Below are 25,186 nucleotides of genomic sequence, written 5' to 3' on the forward strand. Positions count from 1 at the left end.
GTATAAATTTGGTCGTAAAATGACGGTTGACCTAGTTTTAGAAGCCCTTGATAACGCAGTAGCAGCGCAAAATCCAGCACCAGGACTAATTGTACACACTGATTTAGGCTCTCAATATACAAGTGAAATTTTTGGTGAACGCTTAAAGAAATACGAAATGATCCCATCATTTAGTCGAAAAGGATGCCCTTATGACAATGCATGCATCGAATCATTTCACGCAACACTCAAAAAAGAAGAAGTATACCGAACACGTTACGACCGCTTTGAAACCGCACGCGTAGCTTTATTTAAGTACATCGAAGGCTGGTACAATCGCAAGCGAATCCACGGTAGCATTGATTATTTCACACCCGATGCGTATGAGAAAATGTGCCGAGCAGCAGCGTAAAAAAGGGGTACAAAAAAATCTACCCCTCCACATTTTTCGGGCGCAACTTCCATATATTTTCCGCTCTACATCCCGAGTAGGCGGTCAAAGGCTCTTTTCACTTTGACGGGCTACTCGGGATGTGGAACACTCCAAAAATGGACGTTGCGCAACACACAAAAAATTAACTTGAGTGTGTCTATAATCTTGACGTAGATCCACTATTTCAATTGAAATTAATCAATTGAAGACATGTGACATAGAACATTTTATAGCACTTCCAACACAATTTAAATCAAATATTTTAAAGCCCTTACATTAAAGTGAGGGTTTTAATTAATTGATAAACGAAAAAGACCTCCAAAAATATGAAGGTCTTTATTTGCTATGATTTCCCTAATTCTATAATTATTTCGTTGTAGATTCTCTCTAAATATATTTTCTCTTCAACATCTGTTGTAATTTGATTTATTTTATCAAATGCTTCAATTATCGTTAATGTATTAGTAACTAGATTTTTATCATATAATTTTTTAGCGCTATCTCTAGAAGCTGTGCTTAATTTTTGTCTAGAGTTTTGAATTTTTTTAAATATCATATAAAGTTGATTTTGAGTTAATTCACTATCTTTTATATTTTTCATATGGTCAAGAGTACGTAATTTTAAATCGTTTATTTTATTAGAATTAATCAACTTATCTTTAACAGTATTAACACCAGTTGAATGATTAATGTTAAAAACAAAATCAGAAATTCCACTAAAGCTCTGGTTCTTATCATTAACAATGGTATATCTCAGTTCGAGGGAAAATTTCCCTTCTTTTATTTCGTTGTTGGAAATATAAACACCAAAGTATATATCGCCTATTTTATCAATTGTAATCGGGTTTTCTTGATTGAAAAATATGTTAATAGCAGAGTCTGTTAAGAATGCTTTTTCTACAACAAATGTTGTTCCATTCTTTTCGCAATATTTTTGAAGAAAAATTAATGTTAAATAGATTGCAAGGTGGTTATCATAATTGTTATAACGTGTAGAAGTAAGACCCCTTAAAAACCATTTTTCATTATTTTTAATTAATCTATATTGTTTTTGTAGGGAGGGTTCTTTTTCGAATAATTGAATAATATTTTCTTTTAACAAATCACGATAAGAGTTTGAGATACAATATTTTGAAAATTTACCCATATGAAAAATATCATCTAAAAAATCGTATGTGAAATCGTATATTCCTATTGCATTAAAATCCTCTTCTAAATCTTTATTATTAAATCTTAAAATAATTTCATTGTTATCAGATAAACCGATATACTCCATATTTCGAAGCTCTTCTATTATATCCAACTTTTCTTCATCTACTTTTTCAAACAATGTTAATAATTCTTTAGAACCTTCTATTAACATCTCAGATTCTAAATCAAATTCAGTTAGTGGGAATGTTTCACCTATTAATTTATCTAAATCAGATTCTCTTATTAGATACTTTAAATCTTTAAAACGAGCTTTAGGTGAATTGGACTGTTTTAAATAGTGAACTTGATAAATATGGTTTTTCATAATATTCCCTCCTTTTGTAACTATATTACCATTTAGGGTATATTATGTCGAATTTTATATATTATGATAAAAAATGATAGAAATACTTTACTTTTTTGAAATGCTTAAATAGTAAGGAGTTTGTCTCCCTATTAATCTGATTTAAAATTTGTTTGAATAAAACAAATACAATATATTTAGAAAATAAATTAATGTATGCTTTTATGAAAAGGATACATATAAAATATTGATATAAAGCCATTCTTTAATTGTTATTCCATTAAATGTATGGTATTGTAAAAATAATTAAATTAGCATACATAAAAGGGGCGGTAAAAGTATGGCAAATATGAACGAGAAAATGGGCATGTTGATAGATGTACAACCCATAAAAAGTAAACAAGAAATTAATGAATTAATAGAAGCGTTAGGAATGTCGCAAAATGGATTGCGTGACCAGCTATTATTTAAAATAGGCATTTCAACAGGATTAAGATGTGGTGACTTAGTGGCTTTGAAAGTGGAACAAGTGAAAGGCAAATCTTCATTCAAGATTCGTGAAGGTAAAACGAAGAAGGAAAGAACGGTTTATTTAAACAATATTATGGCTGATATTGCAGATTATATTGAAACACTGCCAGCCAATGCTATTTATTTGTTCCCTAGTCGCAAAGGTGATAGTCACATCACAACGACACAGGCTTATCGTATTATTGCTAAAGCTGGCGATATGATAGGCAACCATTCAATCGGCACACATACGATGCGGAAAACATTCGGCTACACGTACTATCAAGCTACTAAAGATGTAGCAACGTTGATGGAGATATTTAATCACTCCTCACAAAAGACTACATTGCGTTATATTTGCATTACAGAGGAAGCAATTGAGGATAGCATTAAAAGTATAGCGTTCTTTTAGAAAATTAAGAGCTATCAAGTAGGTATACTTTTATAAATTGGATGTTCATGTGGATAAATGTCACAATTATATAATTGAAGAGGTGATGAAATGAAGTTCTTGTACAGTTCAATGTTTATTGATGAGGATATAAATGATATAGAATCAATTATTGATAATATTGGAAATGATAAAGTGGAGTTAATTTTAGACTCAAATATTTGTATATTTCTTAGGGATTTTTATAAAGAACCTAGTGTAATAACAGCTAGGACAGAGATATGGGGCGAGCTAAAGAAACTGTTGTATTTAATTGAATACAATGATTTAGAAGTAGATTTTTATTTAGGATTAGAAGAATCGTCAAGAAGTAAAAGTAATTTTGAAATTATTGAAGATAAATTTTTTGACGCTTTTAATGCATTAAGCAATTTATTTTCTATGGATTACTTACAAATGATAGAACATAGTAAATTGATTAAATTCGACACTCCTATTAAAGATAATAGTTTAAAACAGCCATCTAAAATGAAGGCATTGGAACAAAGTGGGGTATTTCAGAATCAACTATTTTTGAATTATGCATGTTTACTAAAATTATATTTGCTTGTAGAAGAAAAAAGTGAATGGGAAAATGTTGATAAAATGAAATTATATCTAGACTTTTTAGAAGAAGATTTAGATTTTTTAGGCGCAACAAATATTTTATTTGGTCATTTACTATTAAGTGGAGAAGATAAATCCCAAAAATTAATTCATCCTCAAAAGAAAAAGAGGAAACAAAGAGAAGAAGTAATTCATGCCATTTGGAATGCTGCAATAGATTTAACATTTCCAGTGTTAGTTACACAAAAGTTTTTTGACAGAACGAAAGTACCGATATTTGTTACTGGGGATGAAAACTGCTGGAGAATTTTTAATTCCTTAAAAATGAGGGCTATGATAACTGACAATAATGGGCTGGCTACATCACCATTTGTAGAAATGGATTTATCAAATACACTTTGGAATAATGAAGAGTTGTTAGATATTAATCAATATCATGATGCAATAATTGACAGAAGAAAATATTACAACATAACACGTAACAAGAATTTATCGAAAATTTTAGAGGCTTTAAGAGTGACTTGTTACGGCTTGGAAAAAGAAGTGCGTGAATTACTTGCTTAATTTGTTGAATTGATTATTCTTGAAATTCTGATTTAAAATCAAGTTTTAGTACGAATTTGAAATTGTTCACGAAATGATTTCATATGATAACTAATTGGTATATAATGAAATAAGTAAGGTCTTTGAACCAAGTTCGTAAATATGTAATACTCCCTAGTGGAGAAAATTGTTGAATATAGAAATGTGGACAGCTCTCAAATGCTTGTGGCTCTAAGGTCGGCATAATGTTACGTGAATTGTAAATAGGCAAACTACACGCGTAGAAGCTGAAGTATTGGAGTTTCTGGACGCGGGTTCGACTCCCGCCGTCTCCATAAAAAAATGACCACAAACGTAGTCAAATCAATGTGACGTAAAGCATAAATTTTCCGTTTGGAAGGTTTATGCTTTATTTTTTTAGGAAATTTTATGGTTTACATGATTAACTCCTTTTTATACTTAAAATCGAATTATTAAATTGATTTTAGGTATAAAAAGTGTATACAAAAGCAGGAGTTTAATACAAAATATCAGAATTATTTGGTCAAAATAGAAGTTTAATTATTGACAATTATATCGTTGTGGTTTAAATTATGAATAATTAAATTATTGATAATGAAAATTCTAAGCAGCATGAGTCATAGATTTTGATTCATGTAAGAGATGTCAAGAAGATTCTGATTCGTATTATAGTGTTTTGGTATGCATATTGTTTACCTACATTTAATATTGGTAGAAATCAGCCTTTCTGACAATTCAGAAGGTTTTTTTGTTGTATAATTTAATAATTTGAATACTAGGAGGTAACAGGATTATGTTACATGAAGATCAAGTTATTAGTAGTATTATGCGCAATGAAGGCAAAGGAGCTGCTAATACTATAGTAGGTGCGACTGAAGCAGGAAAAAGCACATTGTTTGCTGGTATGGCTAAAGGGGAGAAACCTTCTGAATTATTAAGCGAAAGAGCTTCCAGTGGTAAAGGGAGCTTAGTTAATGCTGAAATAAATATTACTGATGATCCAGAAATAGATGAAAATAAGCTATATATACATGGACGTATATGTAAAAAGACTGTGGCCGATGTTGGGGACGATAACAAACTTCTTGGAAGTGTATTATTTTCTGCAGCAAAGGAGTGTTCACAGAATAAAAGAATAGACAATAATACATTTGAAAATAAAATTGAGAAAACTCTAAATATTGCTCTAAAAACACCATCTAATGATTCTTTGGCATATAAAATAGCAGCTTTCGGTACGGATGAAAAGAAGAGAGTTGTCGAAATCATTTCGGGTTTTCCTATTAACGATATGGTTGAACTGTATGAAGAGGTAATGGCGATACAAAAGGCCAATAATAAAAAAGGCCAGTATGCAAATAATCTTTTTTCTGAAAAAATTGGCACAATCAAAAACTTAGAACGTTATGTTAATGAGTTTTGGACTTATGTTATAGAATGTTTAAACTCTGGAGTCGAACAATTTAAGCAAATACTAAATGAAATGCAAGAAATCACATATGTTGGTGTGGAAGATGACGGTGAAAATGAATTTTTTGTAGTTTTAAGTGGAGATGATACTGAACAAAAAATTAGAGATATTTTGCTGAAAAGCGAAAATGGATCTAAAGAGTATTTGTTATCAAAGCTTTCATTTGTTTTTAGAGGCGCTGATTGGGTTTTTGAGGATCCTGAAATAGATATGGATGCCTTCGTTGTTTCAGAATATAATGACATGAAAATACATGTTATTAGATTTATTGATACTATGGGACTATTCCATGAACAAGGTAAAGAGACAGGAGATGAGTATGAACGTATATTAGATATTCTTTCTCAATATCATTCAGAAAAAGTTATTTTTGTTATCAGTTCGGATGTTAACGCAACAGCTAAAAATGGGTATCAAGCTATGCGTGAGTTTTTAACTAAAGCTAAAGGGAATATTGGCGTTTATTTAATGTTCACAAAATGGGATACATTTATGCAGTCTAAAGTATCAGAAAATGTAGGACAAAATAGATTTACGCGTAGAAAAAAGATAGAAATTAGTTGGAATGAGATATTTACAACTTCTAGCAAAGAACAAGATGAACTAATTCAATCTTTTGAGTCTAGTGTGTTTGATAATAGTAGTAAGAATAAGCCACTTATTAAAGGTATATTTAAGTATGGTCTTATTTCAGGAAATGATGAGTTAGATACTTGTTTAGAAGAAAATAATGTAGTTTATGAACATGCAATTTCAAAGTTGATTTGTGCTTTAAATCGTGCTGAAAAAAATAATGGTAATAAGATACGCATTAAAGTTATTGAGGATAAAGCTTACTCATTATTGGTAGATACCGATAGAAGGATATCTGTATCAGCTTTATTCTATAATTTAGTAGCAGAGTGTAAAGATAAGAAGTTGTACGCATCTACTGTGGCCGCATGTATTCGTAAATGGAAAATATGTGTACCTCATTTTTCAAAAGTTTTAGCCAATCAATATGGCTATGAAAATATTGAGACAAAATTTGTACTTGAAATAGGAAATTATGCAAAGGAATTATCACGAAATGCTATTAATTTAAATCCAGAAATAGTGTTAGGTGGAGACGAGGAAATTACATTTCTTAAAGAAATTATTAATCGAAAAATTTCTAATGATATAGGTAAAAAGTTTGCAGCTAAGGTATTGGATGATTCATATAAAAATGGATTCTCAAGAAATAGCGATATTTATATGACGCAGCACAAACGCTTTTCAAATCTATTACAATACACACAAGATAATTATTTTAGTTCTTCTCGAATTATTGCTACTCAATATATTATAGAGTGTTTTGAGAAAGCTACATTTGAATGCATTAATGATGTTTTTAATGAAAATTGTATTATAGTGTATTAATTATTTAATAAGTTATATATTGGGGAATTTAAAATAGCTTTGACGAATGATGAAAAATCAATCGTCAAAGCTATTTGTTGATTAGATACTATGAATAATTATGAAAATATTACTAAATAAGTCAATAACGGGTAAGCCCGTAATCAAATAACGCATATAAATAACCAGGACCTCCGGTACGATGATAAATGTATCAAAATTAGAGGAGGTGCTTCTTTATGTCAACTACCAAACTAACAATTGTCCCTGTGACACTAGATCCGATCACTGACAACTCTTCATCAACAACTTCACCACAAAACTCTCCTGAGCCGAGCTGCATCATTAAAACAACTAGTGCTGAAATTTTCTTCTTTAATGGCGTAGATGAGCGCATCATCCAAACGATCCTGAAGGAGTTGAATAATCAATGAAGCAAGATTTTACGAGCGTGCAGAACATCTACATTATTTGCGGTAAGACCGATATGCGTAAAGGTATCGACGGTCTCGCAGCACTCATTCAGGATTCTTTTAAACTCGATCCATATAGTGATTCCATCTTCTTATTTTCTGGAACGAGTAAAGACCGTTATAAATGTTTGTATTTTGATGGAGATGGCTTCGCCATACTTTATAAACGATTAGATAATGGCAAACTGCAATGGCCAAAAGATGAAAAGGAAGTACGTAACCTTTCACAAAAGGAACTTCGCTGGCTTTTAGAAGGTTTATCGCTTCAGCAACCAAAAGCGATTATGAAATCTGCAAAAGGTGTCTTTTAAACCCACCTATTAAGATGATATAATAATCCACAACTATACTGAACGGAAATGTGGTGAATGATTTGACGAACGTTCCTAAGCGAGAAAATCAAAATGAACAATTAATTCGAATGCTTGAGCAACAATTAGCTCAGTCAAATCGACAAATTGAAGCATTGACTGAACAAGTTCGCCAATTAACCAAGGCTTTATACGGTTCAAAATCGGAAAAATCAAAGTACCAAGCACCAGACGGACAAGGTTCTTTATTCGAAGACGATCCGTCTTTTAGCGATTCTGAGCAGACAGAAGAACAAAGCACGCCAACTGTTACGTATACCGTTGAGCGTAAATTACATAAGAAAAAACGGAATGATTCTTTTCATGAAGGGATTGAAATAGAAGAAGTTCATCATCACCCCACAAATACACAATGCGACTGTTGCCTTGGCCAAATGACCGAAGCCGGTACAACTATTGCGCGTGAAGAAGCAAAATTCATTCCGGCAAAAATGATGCGCATCCAGCATATTGAACATGCCTACGAGTGCAAGCACTGTAAAATGGATGCCACACAAAAAGCACAAATGAAACGTGGGAAAGCCCCACAAGCTGCCATTCAGCGAAGCATTGCGGGGCCTACCGTTCTAGCAAAACTCATCTATAATAAGTTCGTCCAATACTTACCTCTTTACCGTCAGGTAAAGGAGTGGGAACGATATGGCCTGCTTACGAATGATAAGAACTTATCAAACTGGGTGATCCGTGTAGCTGAAGATTGGCTTCTACCGGTTTATGAACAGATGAAGCAGATATTAACAGCAAAATCTGTTCTACATGTGGATGAAACCTATGCGCAAATAATCAATCGTTCAGACGGAAAATCCGGTCAATCGAACGCCTATAATTGGGTGTCCCAAAGTGTGCCAAGTCAAGGGCCGATCATCGTTCTTTTCCAAAGCGCTTTATCGAGAAGCCGTTCTGTATTAGCAGACTTTATAGCTGGTTTTCAAGGAACTGTGATTTGTGATGGTTATTCTGCATACGGGAATCTACCTGATGTCACGTTCGCCAACTGTTGGGCGCATGTGCGACGCTATTGGCTGAAAGCTGATAGCAAAAACGGGCAAATTGGCGTGGATTACTGTGATCAACTGTTTCACCTAGAACGTCAATTCAAGCATCTTTCACCAGGTAAACGCCGAAAATCACGGCAAAAACATTCAAAGCCGATTGTAGAGAAGTTTCTAAAATGGGTAGACGAATCGCCTTTCTTTGGGAAAAATGCGCTCGCAAAAGCTGCAGAATACACATTAAATCGTGTACACGGATTAAAGGCTTTTCTATTCGATGGTCGAATTGAAATCGATAATAATCCGGCTGAAAATGCGATTCGTCCAAATGTGATTGGTCGTAAGAACTGGCTTTTCTCTGTTAGTGAAGCAGGCGCTAAAGCGAATGCCATCTGTTTAAGTTTGGCTGAAACGGCAAAAGCAAACGGCATCGATTTCTATCAATACCTAGTGACGTTAATGACAGAATTGCCAAATTTACCGATTCATCAGCAGCCAGAGATTTTAAATAATTACATGCCTTGGTCGAAAAAAATCCAAGCCACATGTGCAAAATAGCCATCTATCCGAAAAAATTCAGGGTAGATGGCCATTAGTCGTGCGTACCGAGAAGGTGCGCTTATTTTTTTTATATTTCGGGCTTACATCTTTTCATCTAAATATTGACCTTCCTGCATATAAAATTTTTTTGTAGAAAAGTAATTTACTGATAAATTCATTAGTCCTTTCTCAATTTCATTAATATTTAATGAATTGTTCATATTACCTAGTATCAATCCTCTAGAAACATTAACCTTTGCGGGCTGTTTAATTTCATATATTTCCTTTTCTTGAATTGATGATATATACGTTTTCTCATCACTTTTAACTTGTTCCTCTCCACTACAAGAAACTAAAAAAAATAGTGGCGATATAAAAAGCAACATACTCTTCCTCATATCCATTTATTAAATACTCCTTACTAATTTTGATACTAATGAAAAACCTTTAACAATATCAGTATACCAAAATTTACTATAATTTTCATTTTCATATATGTATAGCAAATTTTTAAAACCTAAAAAAACAACGAAAGGTGTTTTTTTCTAATTTAAGCTAGCCTTTTTACTTATAGAATCGAGCAAAGCGACAACACTGCACGTTCATTTTTTCCATTTTCCAACACACGCTTCATCATCTGTTTCTGCTCACTAGTCATTAAATGATCAATAAAAATGTTTCAAACTAACTTGGTATAAATTTCTAATTTACTTATCAGATGTTTACAAATAAAATGTATTGGTGCTAATTGATTTGAGAATTTACGGGGGAACAAAATGAAAGACAAGGGTTTTATATACGTACTAAAATTATTGCTTATACTCGTGTGCCTATACATGCTAATGCTTGTATTAGAATGTATTGTAGGTTCCATTTTGAATATTTTGTTATTTATTTCAATCATTCTTACAGTAGTATGGTGCTATTATAGAAAGAAAACAGAAAAAACATATGCCAAAGGAATCCTTTTACTTTTAATATTAATTTTATTAGCCATTTGGTTTATTGGCCCCTGTGTCTACGAACGACATATTGCTGAAATGAAGAAAACAGAGTTAGAAGAAAAGCAAAAAGAAATTGAAGGTGAAAAGTACTTAAAAGAATTGGAAGAAGATATGAAGAAAGTTCATGAAGAAACACAGGAAGATCTTGCTAAAAGAAAGGTACAAGAAGACGAATCTAAACAAAATGAAAAAGCCAATGCCTCGTCTACTCCTATTTACAATTTTAAAGAAGATAAGGATTGTTCCGATTTTAGTAACGCTTCTGAAGCAACTAAATTTATGAAAGAATCAAAGGCTGCTGGCTTCGGAGACCATCGTTTGGATGCAAACCGAGACGGAATTGCTTGTAACTAAGAAATATTAAGAAATGTGCTCATCTTAAGGAATTGGGTCATTAACTTTAAATGGAAAATCGCTAGAGAATTATATTACTTCTCTAGCGATTTTATTTTTAGGGTGCCTGCCTACAAAACGACACGTCGTCTATTTGTACAACAAACATAAATGTTACTTGACCTTCTGATAAATAATGATCACCTATAAAGTATAACTACGATTCATTCATCCAATCAATTAATTCTCGATCAAAAGTATCTGGTTCTTCAAACATTGGATTATGGCCACTTTTTTCAAAAACGACTTTCTTCACATTTTCATAGGCATAACCAATTGAATCCCAGAGTGAAACTGGAGCTACTAAATAATCATACCGACCTAAACCTAAAAAAATAGGTTTATCGAAATGAGCCATTGATTGGATTAGATTTCGTTCAGCAAATGCTATCCCCCAGAGGTAATCAATAACTTCCATATTGGTATATACACCATCCCACATAGAAGCAGCGTTGAACGTATAATCATAAAAGCTATGGGCTCCCATCCGGATACACATATGCACAAAGCGTCTTTCCGGATCATTGTGTATATCATTTTCTAAGATTGCAATATCATGCTCAAATTGCTTTTTTCGTTCCGTACTGGCCGTCTCAGTAAAAAAGGAAAAACTTTGATTTTGTCTGTCTTGACTGTTTGTTGGTGCCGAATTTAATAAAATAACCTTTTGTACATACTGAGGAAATTTTTTTGCATACTCCATGGCCATAAATGCATGTCCGGAATGTCCTAAAATGATAAAATCCTTAAGCTGGAGCAATTGTCTTGCTGTTTCGATATCCTCTACAATTTTATCCAAAGTATAATCTTCCTGCTTTAAAGAACGAGGAGGCTTCACAAAACCTCGATGATCTAAGAAAATAAATTGAAAATGTTTATATAAGTTTTCCGAGAACAAGCGTGGGTAATACACACTGCTGCCAATTACCAATATCGGTTGACCTTGCCCCTTCACACAATATTTTATATCAAATCCTTCACTAAAGATGCTTTGATAATTATTCATAATAATAGTCCTCTTTTCTTTTTATATAGAAGAGCGATCGTAAGTGCTCTTCTTTCTATCACATCCTTTCTTTTTTACATTCCCGCGTTTTCTCCATAGAACGTTCTAGCATTCGACTCACCTCGATTAAAATTTTCTATGTAATATTTAAAGTCAAAATAGAATTTTTAAAATAAGCACTTATTTCCTAATTATGCAATAATAAATTATAGCCTTACATACGTTTTTAGTAAACTTTAAGAGAAAAAGCCGACTAGAAGAAGCAAATGAACTAATGGTAGCACTAGTTAAAGAAGATCCTGAAAATGGATACTATCAATATCAATGTGCATGGACTTATGATTCATTAGGAAAAGAAAAAGAAGCTGCTCCCCAATATGAAAAAGCGATTCGATTAGGGCTTAATAAAAGCTTATTTAGGATTGGTTAGCACCTGTCGTAAATTAGGGCAATATGGTCAGGCAAAACGTTTTTTTGAACAAGTAATAAGCGAATTTCTAGCAGCTGAACATTTAGAGGTTTTTATACTATGGCGCTCTATAATCTCGGTGAACATTCAAATGCTATGGAAACTTTATTAAATACAGTAATTCCCACAACTAATCATGAAGGAATAAAAATTTAAGGTAGTTATTCTTTATTCACTTTAATCGATGTGCTTGTGTACCCACTGCTCAAATACTTTCAACTGTTCTTCCGTATGAAAGTAATGTTCACCTGCTTCCATGACTTCTAATTCACAACTGTGTTTTTTTGTAAAATAGTTAATAGTTTCATATTCGCACAGTTCGTCCTTGGCTCCATACATAATATATGTATTTGTATTCCATGTATTAATAGGATGTTCTTTTACATAGCATAAATAATCCCAATATAACTTTTGACCAATAGGTGTTTCTATAGTCATTTCTTTTTGCAAAAGCTCTGGTGTTACATTAAACCATCTCATCATATTTTCGATCATTCGTTCCATATTAATTACCGGTGATAAAAATAATGCCTTTTTTAACACATCGTTTTGATAAGCTAAAAGGCTAAAATAAGCTCCCATACTACATGCAAACACGCTTACTTCTTTCCAATGTTCTTTTGCGTAATTCATAATTATAGATAATTCACTAACACAAAACTGTACTTTACAAGGAGTATTATCATTTTTTCTTTCTCCATGCTCAGGTAAATCAAAGCTTAATACTTGATAACCTTTTTTATTGGCTTCTTCAGCTACTATTTGAATCACTGTATCTTCTTTATTTGACATATTTCCATGTACTGCAATAAAAATTTTTTCACTCTTTTCTCCCCATAAAACTGCGGGAATATTACTAATTTTAAAATTGTCTTTAAACATATTTCCTCCATAGAATAAGACGTATGGGATTTGCAAAAAATCACATACATTTTTTATTCTTCTACTTAGTTTCAAATCAAACTATTCATAACTTACCGCAAATTAATTATAATATCTCTCTATATCTGTATAACATAGTCTACTTTAGTTCAGTAACAGACAGTATGAAGAAAACAGTAAATTTAGCGGAATGTCTCCCATTCTTAATTCAGTTAATAATTGACGCATTTTCGTGTTGCCTCGCACATGCACTTAAATAAGAACCTTCCATCACTTTGTTTGGAATATGAACACTAATCTTCCGGCATTTGCCAACCCGTTTCCTCATCCCAAATGGCATCCGTATCATCTAGATGCACATGCCAATCCCCATTAGAAAGTCTTCTTCTAATATCCGTCAAACAAGTCAACCAATAAAACAGCGCATGCAATGTATCTTCAAAATCATCTGAAAAGGGTAGCTTTGTTGAACCTGCAAAAATCACTGTTGGTTCATCCTGATCATAGTCATAAACACAAAATGTTTCTCCAATATCCTTCATTTCAAAACCCGCATTGTATTTATCAATGATGGCCGTTATCTCTTGCTCCTCACTGTTGGTAAGGTTAAGGTTTCTCATACAAGTGTAATAAACAGAAACTCCCATGCTACATTTCTCCTTTTTTTGGTTTTTACAACAATCATTCATGAACTTACATCATCATTATTATTCCATATTAATCCATTTTAAGTATATATTCATCACATTAAACTGCCCGTTAGCCATCCATCTAGCGCAAAAACCAGCGCCACACCACAGAAAATGAAAGATGATTAAGTTCTTTCATGGGAGTTTAAGAGAACAGCAACGCTTATTAAACAATCGCTCCGATTGTGGAAGATCATAAGTACATGTCTTATACAATTAATCTGTCGTTAGTTGAAAAAGTTCACTTTATCCCTTTATATTCCCAGTAATTTTTTTCAAAAAAATTAATTATCTCATCTTTATAGTTAAATTTATCATTGAGCTTTTGTAATAACTCAATATCATGGGTATGAGTTTTACCTGTCTCAAGCATTTCTCGATATAAGTAAATATAAGGAAGTTTATTATTAATAGCGTTGTTTAATTCCTTTTCTACATCATAGGAAATTTTTTTAAATCTCACCTCAGCAATCCCCGTCTCATCAATTTCAAGAATTGCATACTGAGCACGTAGGTCAGTATGCAACTTGTCCCATTTATAAAAGGGCTGTCCTATAGTTCCTGGGTTAATAATCAATTGATCCTTGCTACTATAGCGTAACAATTGGTGATGGGTATGAGCATAAATTGCAATATCGTAATCATGCTCAAATAACTGATCAAAATTTTTCTGATTATTCGTGGGCCATAAATCCCCTCCATAATTTTTGTTTTGTAAATTATGGCTAATACTGATAGATAGATTATTAACTTGTCTTGTTAGATGTAATGGTAAATTCTTAATAAGATTAATATAGTTTTCATCCAAATTTTCACACTGATACTGGACTAACCTAGAAACATAGATATCAGAAGCATTATCAAAGTCAATCTCTTTATTCAGTACGTCAAGGAAGCAGTCCTCCCAATTTCCTTTAACATACGTAGCAACTTTAATACTATCTAATATTTCAAATAAATCATTTGCCCCAGGCCCAGGCATGATTAAATCCCCTAAAAACCAATATTCAGTGACACCTTCTTTGATCGAATCTTCGATAACTGCTTTTAAAGCACTTGCATTCCCATGGACATCTGCTAGTAAAGCAATCCTATGTTTCATGTCTTTCATTTGCCCTCCCCTAAAATTGACAATATAATCAAAATAGAATGTATATTCTTATTTTATCATTTTATGGTATTTTATGAAATTTATTTAACCTGTCCCCTTAGTTTAAGTACAAACCTTATAATGCTGGATTAATTACTAGAAGGGCAATTTTATCGTGAGGATAATCATACTCTAGAGGGCCATCCAGCGAGCAAAAAAAGAAATAAGAGATGCACAAAGTCAGCTAAATGGATGTTTTCTTAAGCACTATGTGCATTTTATTCAAACATTTGGCGGGGCATTTGCAGGACTAACAGTTCATGTTTTTCCAATGGCTTAAGTCTAGAAAAGGAAATGGTTGGTGATTTAACGCTTGAATTCCGAGAGCAATTCAAAAATCATTTTCCTGCAAAGATTGTAAATACCAGTTATGTAATCTCTTTGGAAGGTTCAGGCAATCCGATTTTTACCAATCAGGTAGGGCAAGTTTTTATTTGTTATAACGATATGGGAGAAATCGAGTTATTAGCTGATTCATTCGAGGAAATGATTGTTGAAAATTTTTTTGAATGGTAATCAGCCTCTTATTTAAATTAGATTCTAGAAACACAGATTGATACTTTTACTAAAAATAAAGCAAAGGATAAATGGTATGGATAAGCGATTACAACACATAATCACATTAAGAGAAACAGGTCGACTAGAAGAAGCAAATCAATTAATGGTAGCTCTAGTTAAAGAAGATCCTGAAAATGGATTCTATCAATTTCAATGTGCATGGACTTATGATTCATTAGGAAAAGAAAGAGAAGCAGTTCCTCACTATGAAAAAGCAATTCAATTAGGGCTTAAACCCGAAATATTAGTAGATGCTTATTTAGGATTAGGTAGCACCTATCGTACATTAGGACAATATGAACTGGCGAAAAATATTTTTGATCAAGCCATAAGCGAGTTTCCAGAAGCTGAACATTTAAAGGTTTTTTATGCTATGACGCTCTATAATCTTGGTGAACATTCAAAGGCGATGGAAACTATATTGAATACTTTACTACTTACAACAAATCATAAAAAGATTAAAGATTACAGTACGGCTATTAAATTTTACAGTGATAAGCTAGATCAAACGTGGGATTAGTAGCACAAAAACATAAAAGATCAGGCTCCTATTTGTGAACCTGATCTTTTGTCTTTTGAACATACTTTGAGTTTCTCGATAAAATGAGTAAAGAAAGTGAATCTTATTGGAAGAATTCATTTTCTCACAATTTATGTTGTGAACATTTTCTTCATGAATCATAATATGATATAATAAGAACATACATTCCCACTCTTTTAATTTCTTCACGGGAATATTTTGTTTTTTTATAAAAATAAATTTGGTGCGAGTATATATACTTAAGTATAATATATACTGTCGGATAATCTGTATTTTTCCATTTTAGGTTTATAGCTCCTTATTGGATGAAAAATGGTATTGTAAAGAAAATTCATTCACAAACAACAGTTCTTGTATAAGGAATTGTTTTCATACAATAGCTTTATCTTGATCTTCTAGTGCTCAAAAAACTGCACAATATCCGTAAGTAATTGGCGAATAGCCACAGGTAGATGACGATTTTTTAAGTACACTACATACACATTGCGTCGTAAATTTGGACAGTCTATTTCTTTTTGTACAATCGTTTTAGCTGTCGGGCCTTTTAAATAATTTTCAGGTAGAATGGTAATCCCTAAGTTTTCACGAACGAGAGACACAGCCGTCTCAAAACGTTCGATTTCAAATTGGATATTAATGTTTTTTTCAGCCTTGTCAAATGCATCTAAAATGTCACGTCTCGTTTGAAAGCCCTCTGTACCAATAATAAAAGGCTCATCACTTAAATCACCGATCGTCAGTTTATCTTTCTCCGCTAAAGGGTGATTTAATGGTAAAACAGCTACAAGTCGCTCTTCATATAAGCTCTTCACTTCGAGCTCTTCATCATTCATGATCTGGTTGGTAATAATTAAGTGTGTTTTATAGCTTTTGAGCGATTTTTTGACACGCTTACTTCCTAAAATGTCCACTAGATGAATCATCATTTGTGGATATCCCTTTTTATATTCTGAAATGACTTTTGGCAGCCAATGCTTAATCGATTCCATAGCGCCAATCGTTATTTCACTTGTGCCATGTACAATTACCTCATCCATTTCTATTTTTAAAACTTCCATGTTTTTCAATATAACTTTTGCCCGTTCATATAAAAGCTCACCTGCTTCTGTTAATTGCAGATTTCTCGTATTTCTTTCAAGTAATGGTGAACCAACTTCATGCTCTAACTTCTTTATAGCATTGCTTAAGGAAGGCTGTGAAATATGTAGTTTTTCAGCTGCCTTTGAGAAATTCATTTGGTCCGTCACTGCTATAAAATATTGTAATTGTTTAAAATCCAAAACATCCTTCTCCCCTATTTATAGTTAAAAGCTATAGATTAATATTAATTATATATTAGTAATTATAATTATGCGAATATATAATAAATTTATAACAATATTAACACTACAATAATATTGAAAACGGAGTTGATATAACTATGTATACAATGACAGAACAAAAACAATGGAAAGGTCGTATAGATTCAACGACAAATTTGAGTAGCTTTCGTTTACATCAAAAAGTAAAGAGAATTCCTATTAATGATGTAAGCGCTTCAAATCATCAGCATGCCGGAATTGTTGGCTTTATATGTGATGAAGGTGTACGTCGAAATCAAGGACGTATAGGGGCAGCGAGTGGCCCTAATGCTCTGCGTGAAGCTTTATCTAGCTTACCTTGGACATTTAATGATGAGCAGCAAATTATAGATGTCGGTAACGTTATTTGTCTTAACCATGCATTAGAAGAAGCGCAGCGTGAGCTCGGCGGAATTGTCGAAACATTGCTAAATAATAAATTACAATGTGTTGTGCTCGGCGGTGGACACGAAACACTATACGGACATTATTTAGGCGTTCGTGCCTCATTACCAAAGGACGCGAAAATCGGCATTGTCAATATCGATGCTCATTTCGATTTACGACCTTATGATGAACAACCATCGTCTGGTACAATGTTCCGTCAGATTTTAGAGCAGGACCCACATGCAGATTATTTTGTTCTAGGCATACAACGATACGGCAATACAAAAGAGCTATTTGAAAAGGCCGATGAATGGCAAGTGAATTATGTGTTAGAAGAAAATATGACACCAGAAAATAATGCGCAAATTATGGATGAGCTGCAGCAATTTATGGATAATCATGATTATGTTCTTTTAACACTATGTATGGATGTGCTAAATGCTGCATTTGCACCGGGTGTTAGTGCCCCATCACCGTTCGGCCTAGATCCAACGACTGTACGCATGATACTTCAAAAAGTAACTTCGCACCCAAATACACATTCTTTTGATATTTGTGAGGTCAATCCTTCACTTGATGAGAACGGACGCACAGTTAAATTAGGTGCTTATTTTGTCTATGAAGCACTTAACAACTTACTTAGGGGGCAAGGTTAATGATCGAATTCAATCAAATCACAACAATATTTCTAGCAGTCGCTCTATTCGCATTGGGCGGCTGGCTCATAAATAAAATAAGTTTTTTAAAACGCTTTTGTATTCCAGCACCTGTTGTTGGTGGCTTACTATTCGCCGCCTTGGCTACTATTTTAAAGACAACTGGCGTATTAGAAATTTCGCTTGATACGTCATTACAAAGCTTATTTATGATTACGTTCTTCACAACAATTGGCTTAGGGGCAAGCTTTAAACTTGTTAAGCTTGGTGGAAAATTATTAGTTATTTATTGGTTGGCTTGTGGTTTCCTTGCCTTAATGCAAAATGTTATTGGTGTCTCACTTGCATCGCTGATGGGCATTCATCCATTAATCGGGATGATGGCTGGTGCTGTTTCTATGGAAGGTGGTCATGGTGCAGCAGCAGCATTTGGACAAACTTTAGAAGATCTAGGTATTTCATCAGCCATGACAATCGGTGCGGCTGCAGCTACATGTGGTTTAGTCGCTGGTGGCTTAATCGGTGGTCCTATCGTGAAGTACTTAGTTAGTAAATATAATTTAACGCCAGATGAACAAGAAACGGAAGAAATTGAATATGAAAATAAACATGAACAAATTACATCTGATTCATTCTTTACACAAGTATTATTAATTACGTTCTGTATGGCAGTAGGTACATATGTTGGAACATTATTCTCAGAAGCTACTGGCTTCGTATTACCTAGCTATGTCGGTGCAATGTTTGTAGCTGTGCTAGTGCGCAATATTATGGATAAAGTAAAACCTGAAGCAATTAACATGAAAAGTATTTCTTTAATTGGTGATGTTACTTTAGGGATCTTCCTTTCAATGGCACTTATGAGTGTTAAATTATGGGAAATTGCCGATTTAGCACTTCCACTATTTATCATTGTGTTTGCACAAGTATTCTTTATTGTCATATTTAGTATCTTTGTATTATTTAAATTACTTGGGAAAAATTACGATGCTGCGGTTATGGTGGCCGGTTTTGCAGGTCACGGTTTAGGGGCAACACCAAATGCAATGGCCAATATGTCAGCGGTTGTCCAACGTTTCGGTCCATCTAAAAAAGCATTTCTTGTCGTACCAATCGTAGGAGCGTTTTTAATCGACGTATTCGGTATTCCGATTATTATTACGACGATCAATTTATTTAAATAATCAAAAAGCAAGCCGTGCAATTGTCATGTAGTGACAGTTGCACGGCTTTTCTATTAACCTATAAATTATTGTAATATTTCACTAACAGTAACAAATTCATAGCCTTGCTTTTGCAAATAAAGAATAACATTTTCAAGACCATTGGCTGTCGATTGATGAATATCATGCATTAAAATAATGCTTCCATCTTTCGCTGACGCTTTCACATACGATAAAACTTTATCAGCATTGCGATGTTTCCAATCTAGTGTATCGATTGACCATAAAATAGATGGCATCGTGATGACTGAACGAACTTTATCATTCGTTGCCCCATATGGTGGACGGAAAACTGTTGGATATTGACCGATTGCGTTATATATAGCATTGCTAGTTTTATCAACTTCTTGTTTAGCAGCTGCTGTCGATAAGCTTGTTAACTTCGGATGGTTCCATGTATGATTGCCTATCTCATGACCAGCCTCATAAACTTGTTCTACGATTGCCGGATTTTTCGATACATTTGTCCCAACCATAAAAAATGTGGCCTTTGCATCATACTTCTTTAAAATCGCTAAAACTTGAGGCGTTACTTTTGCATCCGGCCCATCATCAAACGTTAAAGCCACACGCTTCTTTTGCCCTTTCGCTACTGGTACACCTTTATTGTATACTTTGTTATCAAGTATTTGAATATTTGCTAGCTCTGAAGCTTTCACATAACCCTTTTGGTCACCTGCTTCTACATAAGCCCATCCTGCAATCGTTGTATAGTGCTGAACGACCGTTTTATTGGCAAGTGTCCCAACAATCTCGCCACTTGGACTAGCAGTTGCATGAAGCACAGCACCATTTACAGCATTTATTCGTTTCTTTGTTGCAACTGGTTTCTTTATTGAATTCGTAGCAACATAGCCTGTTTCATGACCATATTGGACAAAAGACCAACCTCCAGGTGCTGATCCATAAACAAAAATTAGCGTGTTTTCATTAAGCTGTCCTGTTTTTTGTGCACTTGGACTAGGATATGTAAATAAAGTTGTACCACCTTTTTTCGTCACTACATATTTTTCAGACGTCAGGTCTTTTAATGTTACCGTTTCTACGTATCCCTCAAGCTTTTGAACTTTAATATAAGTCCATTCCTGATTTACAGGTATAGCAGTTACATAACTCCCCTTTGCTACTTGCCCAATTACGGCACTATCTATGGAAGCTTCTGCATAAACTGCTGTGTCTTTTGCTACTGATTGAATAACGGTTGTACCCTCAGCCTTTGCTGAAGTAAAATCTACAAACACAAAACTGATTAAAAATGTCAAAAATATTGCATAGGGTAAAAGCTTTTTCATTGTTCAACACCGCCCTTATCATTACTGAAGTCTTTTTTCGTATGTTTTCTCTAAAAAATTCTAGGATTCGACTCTTATTATAGATGAATAGACTATTCCAGAAAATAGTAGGAATCAACTAGTTTTTGTGATTAAAAATTTCTCTATTAACGTTTTTTGGTAGCTAGGAACAACGGCATGTTGTTGAAATGTTTACTGATGCTTTTCTAAAAAATCTTTCATTGTTATTTTGATATAACACCTCCCCTCTTAAATTAAAATGGTTGATTGTATCCCCAAGCGTGAATACATTGTTAGCTATTTTATCGACATCCAAATGATTCCCAACATTTGTGCCAATCAAAGGCTCCCAAAATGCCTTCTCTTTTTGGGTGCATGAAGTCACCCTATTGATAAGACGATTGAAGGGCTTAAAAAAGTTATTAATTTTTTCATATTTTTTTCCTCTTATAGTGCATCAAACGCTGTAAGTGCATCTTCAATATGAAGTGGTGGTGTCCAAGCTTGCCCTGCCGCATTAGTCGTAACGAAAATATATTGTTCATCATGTTTTTCGATAATAGTGGCTAAGCAAAGACCAGCCTCAGGTGTGTAGCCCGTTTTCCCCCCCAATATTGCACTTTCTCCACTTGGAATTTTAGTGAAAAGTGAGCTTGATATTGTTAGCTCATTTGGTACATGGGTTATATAGCTTTTAGAAGTCAAAATTTGATAAAATGTAGGATTTTCCATCGCATAACGAAAAAGCTTACTAATATCACGGACACTTGAGACATGAGCGTCATCATGTAATCCGCTGGCATTTACAAAATGTGTATCGTCCATCCCGAGTTCATGCGCTTTATTGTTCATTAACGTCACAAATGCCTCTTCACTACCTGCAATGGCATCGGCAAGTGTCCCTGTAGCATCTGCCCCAGAGGCAAGCAATGTCCCATATAATAAATCCTCTATCGTCACAAAATCCCCTGCCTTAAACCCAGCCATAGAAGCATTTTGAGCAGTAAATTTTGAAATCGTTTGTGCTTCTACAATTGTTTGCTTCTGTAGATCAGGACTCATCTCAATGGCAACGATTGCTGTCATAATTTTCGTTAATGATGCAGGATAAATAATGGCATCTGCATCTTTTTCGTATAATACATCTCCATTTTTATTCAGTAACAAAGCATTTTTGCTATGTAACGAAGATAGGTCTATTTGCGATTGTTCCGTTGTGTTATTTGTATAATAAAAAAAGATTGCTGCCGCACATAAACAACAAAATAAGATAAATTTTTTCATAAAAAAACGCCTCCCACACATTATAATAGGAGGCATTTCTGAATATTCCTGTAGGAGATTTATGAAGAAATTCTTAAGAATTGATTTTTCATTCATAAAAATCATCGAAATCTGAACAAATTCTCGTGATTGTTTTATTTGCTAATTTAAAAAATACATCCTGAGATACTTCTAGCTTCAGTGCATCTTCCTTTTTTAGATCAGCATATACGCCACGTAAGATGCGACCTGTTAGACCATGTGAAATAGCAATAACTTTCGGTATATGTTGAATGTCTTCTAGCCAAGCACTTAGTCTGCTCACTACCGAGTCATAGGCTTCTCCTTGAGGAGCATTAAAATACCAGTTATACACGTCTGTGTTATGAAAAAGGTTTGGCCAAGAACTTTCTATTTCTTTCGTTGTTAACCCAGCCCATTGCCCCACAGCGACCTCGGTTAAACGATCATCTTTTTCAACATTCTTCAAATCAAATCCAATTGTTTCACAAATTATTTCAGTACTTTGCATTGCTCTTCCTAATGGACTCGACACAATTTTCCATTCGTTAGGATCGCCAATCAAACTTTTCAGCATTAGAGCATTTTGTTGTACTTGCTGTATACCAACTTCTGTTAACGGAGAATCGAGCTCTCCCTGATATCGTCCTTGTGTATTGTATTCAGTTTCACCATGACGAAGTAAGTATAACGTTTGATACAATGTTGCTTCCCCCTTATAAATTCTCCCGAGTTGATATTAATATTAACACAACAGTAGTTTTATATTTTCAAATATTTTCATTTCTAATCCCAATATTATTCATTAGTATCGTCCCTTGTTTAGTAATATCAAATTGGAAATGGATCTTATTTAGCTTCAATGAATCAAACTGTGGATTCACTTCTTTAAAATCATTTAATGAAAATCCATAATATTGAAACACTGGTTCTGTCGTATTACCTGCATTGGAAAAGGGCTTTTTCAATAATTCCCCTTTTACAGCAGGTGTCAATTCGGAAATAAAGCTAAGAGGCAAGCTTGCCTTGTTGCCATTGCTGTCTTCTACGGTGACTGTCAAATCAATCAGCTCCTCCTGACTTTCCTTACTATCATCTGCAAGTGAAAATACGATAGAAGTGTTCTGCCTAATCTCCAATCCTTTATCGGGAAGAGTTAACGTGTAAAATGCTGGAGAAGATGGGTCATTTGAATTCCACCCTAAACGAACGGCACTATAATCCGCTTCGTCTAATTTCAATTTGACTTTTTCCTCTTTCCATTCTTTCAAATTCTTGCCGACCAGTTTGCCGCCTGGAACAGTGGTCGTATTTAGATCAATATCTTCATTAAACGTAGCAATAAAAGATGTTTGTGAATCATAGTAATTATTGATATACAGCGTGTCGGGAAGCCACTCTTTAGCATAACCTAAATCTTTAAAGATCTCTTTATATTGTTTCTTTTCTTTCAACGTACTATCTAAAAAAGCAGATATCAATACTTTCGCGATAGTTTCTTGCTGATTGCGCGGCATAATTTGTTTTAGGTTAAAAATTTGATTCGCTGTGCCAGCTCCATCGCCTCGTCCCCATTCTTCATTAAATTGCCCATGATTAGCTCCATATATATAGACGGACGCATTCATATAATCTTCCTTATTAGTATAGGAAATCCGATATTGCTGATTAGAGCTTTCGAAGCTGTTCACGTCCATATCATGCGCCCCTTGTAGTGCCAAATAGTTTACGTTTTTTAACGGAAGAGGTTTCCCTGCTGGCATATATTGACCATCAATTCCAGCAATAGAAATGAGCGTGCGGATAGAGAAATTATAATCAAATTGAATATTTCCGTTACTAGGTGGGTGTTGCATTTCGTTAAAAGCAGCTGCAATCGCGATAGCTTCCCCACCTCTGGAATGCCCGACCAACGCAATGTTTTCCATATCTACTTTTTGATAAAATGGATTGTTTTTAGTACTGTTCCATTCTTCCCATGTCTGTAAATGCTCCAGCAATAATAATCCTCTCGCTGGATTCTCATTCTTTAGCGGACTGACCAAAAACAAATCATTATATGGAGAAGCATTAAGAAAGTTTTCATCTACGGATACAACTATATAACCTCTACTCGCAAGAAGGTTACCTAAATATTCGTAACCTGGATCAGAGTACTCCGCCATTAAATGGTTTCCATGAACAATCATTACTAACGGAAAGTCTCCTTTCCCTTCTGGGTACCACACCTGACCGTTTAACGGCATTGCATCAGGCCCAAAACCAAGTGTTTTCGTCCGACCAGAAGACCACTTTTCTACAAAATCGGCAGCGTCTACTGTTTTAGTTGTCAAAGAATTTTCTTGGTTAAACTCTTCCCGATAAGTATTCGGACTGCCGTAAGTAAGCTTTTTAACTGGATAGCTGCCCAGTTTCGCTGGATTTTTAAGCAAGGTATTGTCATATCGTTTCGATGTTTTCAACTGCTTTAATACAACTTCTGGCGTGTTCACCTCCCCTGGATGAATCAGCCAATAACTCCATGTTCCAATTCCAATAGTCATCATAAATAAACAGGTGAGGACATTAACTTTTTTATATTTGGTTGCCTTTCTATAATTACCTTTTAACCATTTGGATAATAGCGCCCCCCACAAGGAAACGACAACCGCTACTAATAGAATAAATGGGATTATTACATCCAAAGGGAAGCAGAACAATAGAAATAGAAGTGAACTAAACAGGACCCATATATAACGACCAGGAATTTTTTTCACTCCATGTAATAGAAGTGTGATAAAACCACTTATGAGTACTACGGATAAAATAAAAACGAGTATTCCAATAGTGAAATCTAAAAAACTACGCTGCCCTAGTAACAACTTACCTTGAATTAAAATCAATAGAAGTGAGACGGTACTTAAAGCGATAGCTGCACCTTTCCAACCTAATGATAATGGCTTTAAACGCTTTCGTTTTGCATAGACCTTTCTAACAAAATAAGTAAGTTTCCTTTTTAATACTTCCAATTTTTAAGCCCCCTACCTACGATCTATTTCATAAATATTCTATTGTAGGTTACAGGATGACTCTTTCCTCTTGCTTTCATTTTCCTTTCAATAATCTTA

The 25,186-nt window shown here is 34.0% G+C and carries 24 protein-coding genes; 13 read left to right on the forward strand and 11 right to left on the reverse strand.

Annotated features, from left to right (window positions below):
• Nucleotides 1-391 (forward strand): integrase core domain-containing protein (locus BFJ97_RS09865; protein ID WP_139114414.1); only part of this gene is annotated, 391 nt, incomplete at its 5' end.
• Between the two features lie 364 nt (nucleotides 392-755).
• On the opposite strand, the gene BFJ97_RS09870 is transcribed toward BFJ97_RS09865, so the two are convergent.
• On the reverse strand, nucleotides 756-1,928 hold the full coding sequence (locus BFJ97_RS09870) for a hypothetical protein (protein WP_068984491.1): 1,173 nt from the start codon (nucleotides 1,926-1,928) through the stop codon (nucleotides 756-758).
• 319 nt (nucleotides 1,929-2,247) lie between these two features.
• Here BFJ97_RS09870 and BFJ97_RS09875 point away from each other — a divergent pair, with 319 nt between their 5' ends.
• The 6 genes from BFJ97_RS09875 to tnpC all read left to right on the forward strand — a co-directional run bounded on the left by BFJ97_RS09875 (nucleotide 2,248) and on the right by tnpC (nucleotide 9,223).
• Nucleotides 2,248-2,829, forward strand: a complete 582-nt coding sequence (locus BFJ97_RS09875; protein WP_083226989.1) for a tyrosine-type recombinase/integrase — start codon at nucleotides 2,248-2,250, stop codon at nucleotides 2,827-2,829.
• Nucleotides 2,830-2,919: 90 nt separating this feature from the next.
• Complete coding sequence (locus BFJ97_RS09880) at nucleotides 2,920-3,978, forward strand: hypothetical protein (protein ID WP_068984492.1); 1,059 nt, start codon at nucleotides 2,920-2,922, stop codon at nucleotides 3,976-3,978.
• Between the two features lie 793 nt (nucleotides 3,979-4,771).
• A complete protein-coding gene (locus BFJ97_RS09885; protein ID WP_068984493.1) occupies nucleotides 4,772-6,850 on the forward strand; it encodes a hypothetical protein in 2,079 nt (692 codons plus the stop codon).
• Nucleotides 6,851-7,068: 218 nt separating this feature from the next.
• Nucleotides 7,069-7,263 carry a hypothetical protein gene (locus tag BFJ97_RS09890; RefSeq protein WP_068984494.1) on the forward strand — a complete coding sequence of 65 codons (195 nt, stop codon included), beginning with the start codon at nucleotides 7,069-7,071 and terminating at the stop codon, nucleotides 7,261-7,263.
• Nucleotides 7,260-7,613 carry an IS66 family insertion sequence element accessory protein TnpB gene (gene tnpB, locus BFJ97_RS09895; RefSeq protein WP_068984462.1) on the forward strand — a complete coding sequence of 118 codons (354 nt, stop codon included), beginning with the start codon at nucleotides 7,260-7,262 and terminating at the stop codon, nucleotides 7,611-7,613. Before BFJ97_RS09890 ends, tnpB begins: the two co-directional genes overlap by 4 nt.
• A 110-nt stretch (nucleotides 7,614-7,723) precedes the next feature.
• A complete protein-coding gene (tnpC, locus tag BFJ97_RS09900; protein ID WP_083227012.1) occupies nucleotides 7,724-9,223 on the forward strand; it encodes an IS66 family transposase in 1,500 nt (499 codons plus the stop codon).
• 83 nt (nucleotides 9,224-9,306) lie between these two features.
• Here the strand turns inward: tnpC and BFJ97_RS09905 are convergent, their stop codons facing one another.
• Nucleotides 9,307-9,609 (reverse strand): CamS family sex pheromone protein, encoded by a 303-nt coding sequence (locus BFJ97_RS09905; protein ID WP_068984496.1) that lies wholly within the window; start codon nucleotides 9,607-9,609, stop codon nucleotides 9,307-9,309.
• A 372-nt stretch (nucleotides 9,610-9,981) separates the two neighbouring features.
• Here BFJ97_RS09905 and BFJ97_RS25130 point away from each other — a divergent pair, with 372 nt between their 5' ends.
• The gene (locus BFJ97_RS25130; protein WP_254660151.1) at nucleotides 9,982-10,563 is read left to right on the forward strand and encodes an excalibur calcium-binding domain-containing protein; all 582 of its coding nucleotides are present in this window, start codon (nucleotides 9,982-9,984) and stop codon (nucleotides 10,561-10,563) included.
• A gap of 196 nt (nucleotides 10,564-10,759) precedes the next feature.
• Here the strand turns inward: BFJ97_RS25130 and BFJ97_RS09915 are convergent, their stop codons facing one another.
• Nucleotides 10,760-11,608, reverse strand: a complete 849-nt coding sequence (locus BFJ97_RS09915) for an alpha/beta fold hydrolase (RefSeq protein WP_068984497.1) — start codon at nucleotides 11,606-11,608, stop codon at nucleotides 10,760-10,762.
• A gap of 274 nt (nucleotides 11,609-11,882) precedes the next feature.
• On the opposite strand from BFJ97_RS09915, the gene BFJ97_RS25135 reads away from it, so the two are divergent.
• Nucleotides 11,883-12,038, forward strand: coding sequence for a hypothetical protein (locus tag BFJ97_RS25135; RefSeq protein ID WP_223555531.1), 156 nt, complete (start codon nucleotides 11,883-11,885; stop codon nucleotides 12,036-12,038).
• A 216-nt stretch (nucleotides 12,039-12,254) separates the two neighbouring features.
• Here the strand turns inward: BFJ97_RS25135 and BFJ97_RS09925 are convergent, their stop codons facing one another.
• The 3 genes from BFJ97_RS09925 to BFJ97_RS09935 all read right to left on the reverse strand — a co-directional run bounded on the left by BFJ97_RS09925 (nucleotide 12,255) and on the right by BFJ97_RS09935 (nucleotide 14,750).
• On the reverse strand, nucleotides 12,255-12,959 hold the full coding sequence (locus BFJ97_RS09925; RefSeq protein ID WP_068984498.1) for an alpha/beta hydrolase: 705 nt from the start codon (nucleotides 12,957-12,959) through the stop codon (nucleotides 12,255-12,257).
• Nucleotides 12,960-13,252: 293 nt separating this feature from the next.
• Nucleotides 13,253-13,606 carry a hypothetical protein gene (locus tag BFJ97_RS09930; RefSeq protein WP_068984499.1) on the reverse strand — a complete coding sequence of 118 codons (354 nt, stop codon included), beginning with the start codon at nucleotides 13,604-13,606 and terminating at the stop codon, nucleotides 13,253-13,255.
• Nucleotides 13,607-13,889: 283 nt separating this feature from the next.
• On the reverse strand, nucleotides 13,890-14,750 hold the full coding sequence (locus tag BFJ97_RS09935) for a metallophosphoesterase family protein (RefSeq protein WP_068984854.1): 861 nt from the start codon (nucleotides 14,748-14,750) through the stop codon (nucleotides 13,890-13,892).
• A 342-nt stretch (nucleotides 14,751-15,092) separates the two neighbouring features.
• Here BFJ97_RS09935 and BFJ97_RS25140 point away from each other — a divergent pair, with 342 nt between their 5' ends.
• The gene (locus BFJ97_RS25140) at nucleotides 15,093-15,314 is read left to right on the forward strand and encodes a hypothetical protein (RefSeq protein WP_254660152.1); all 222 of its coding nucleotides are present in this window, start codon (nucleotides 15,093-15,095) and stop codon (nucleotides 15,312-15,314) included.
• Between the two features lie 76 nt (nucleotides 15,315-15,390).
• The gene (locus BFJ97_RS09945; RefSeq protein WP_068984500.1) at nucleotides 15,391-15,876 is read left to right on the forward strand and encodes a tetratricopeptide repeat protein; all 486 of its coding nucleotides are present in this window, start codon (nucleotides 15,391-15,393) and stop codon (nucleotides 15,874-15,876) included.
• Nucleotides 15,877-16,292: 416 nt separating this feature from the next.
• Here the strand turns inward: BFJ97_RS09945 and BFJ97_RS09950 are convergent, their stop codons facing one another.
• Nucleotides 16,293-17,177 carry a LysR family transcriptional regulator gene (locus BFJ97_RS09950; protein ID WP_068984501.1) on the reverse strand — a complete coding sequence of 295 codons (885 nt, stop codon included), beginning with the start codon at nucleotides 17,175-17,177 and terminating at the stop codon, nucleotides 16,293-16,295.
• A 140-nt stretch (nucleotides 17,178-17,317) separates the two neighbouring features.
• Between BFJ97_RS09950 and hutG the strand changes: the two genes are divergently transcribed.
• Nucleotides 17,318-18,280, forward strand: coding sequence for a formimidoylglutamase (gene hutG, locus BFJ97_RS09955; RefSeq protein ID WP_068984502.1), 963 nt, complete (start codon nucleotides 17,318-17,320; stop codon nucleotides 18,278-18,280).
• Nucleotides 18,280-19,464, forward strand: a complete 1,185-nt coding sequence (gene gltS, locus BFJ97_RS09960; RefSeq protein ID WP_068984503.1) for a sodium/glutamate symporter — start codon at nucleotides 18,280-18,282, stop codon at nucleotides 19,462-19,464. Before hutG ends, gltS begins: the two co-directional genes overlap by 1 nt.
• Before the next feature lie 65 nt (nucleotides 19,465-19,529).
• On the opposite strand, the gene BFJ97_RS09965 is transcribed toward gltS, so the two are convergent.
• The 4 genes from BFJ97_RS09965 to BFJ97_RS09980 all read right to left on the reverse strand — a co-directional run bounded on the left by BFJ97_RS09965 (nucleotide 19,530) and on the right by BFJ97_RS09980 (nucleotide 25,087).
• A complete protein-coding gene (locus BFJ97_RS09965; protein ID WP_068984504.1) occupies nucleotides 19,530-20,795 on the reverse strand; it encodes a polysaccharide deacetylase family protein in 1,266 nt (421 codons plus the stop codon).
• A 447-nt stretch (nucleotides 20,796-21,242) separates the two neighbouring features.
• A complete protein-coding gene (locus BFJ97_RS09970; protein WP_068984505.1) occupies nucleotides 21,243-22,079 on the reverse strand; it encodes a D-alanyl-D-alanine carboxypeptidase family protein in 837 nt (278 codons plus the stop codon).
• An 88-nt stretch (nucleotides 22,080-22,167) separates the two neighbouring features.
• Nucleotides 22,168-22,782: a histidine phosphatase family protein gene (locus BFJ97_RS09975; RefSeq protein WP_068984506.1), complete on the reverse strand. Its 615-nt coding sequence runs from the start codon at nucleotides 22,780-22,782 to the stop codon at nucleotides 22,168-22,170.
• 67 nt (nucleotides 22,783-22,849) lie between these two features.
• Complete coding sequence (locus tag BFJ97_RS09980) at nucleotides 22,850-25,087, reverse strand: poly(ethylene terephthalate) hydrolase family protein (RefSeq protein WP_068984507.1); 2,238 nt, start codon at nucleotides 25,085-25,087, stop codon at nucleotides 22,850-22,852.
• Between the last annotated feature and the right edge of the window lie 99 nt (nucleotides 25,088-25,186).

Source organism: Lysinibacillus xylanilyticus (assembly GCF_001708185.1).
In the GTDB taxonomy this organism is placed as follows: domain Bacteria; phylum Bacillota; class Bacilli; order Bacillales_A; family Planococcaceae; genus Lysinibacillus; species Lysinibacillus xylanilyticus_A.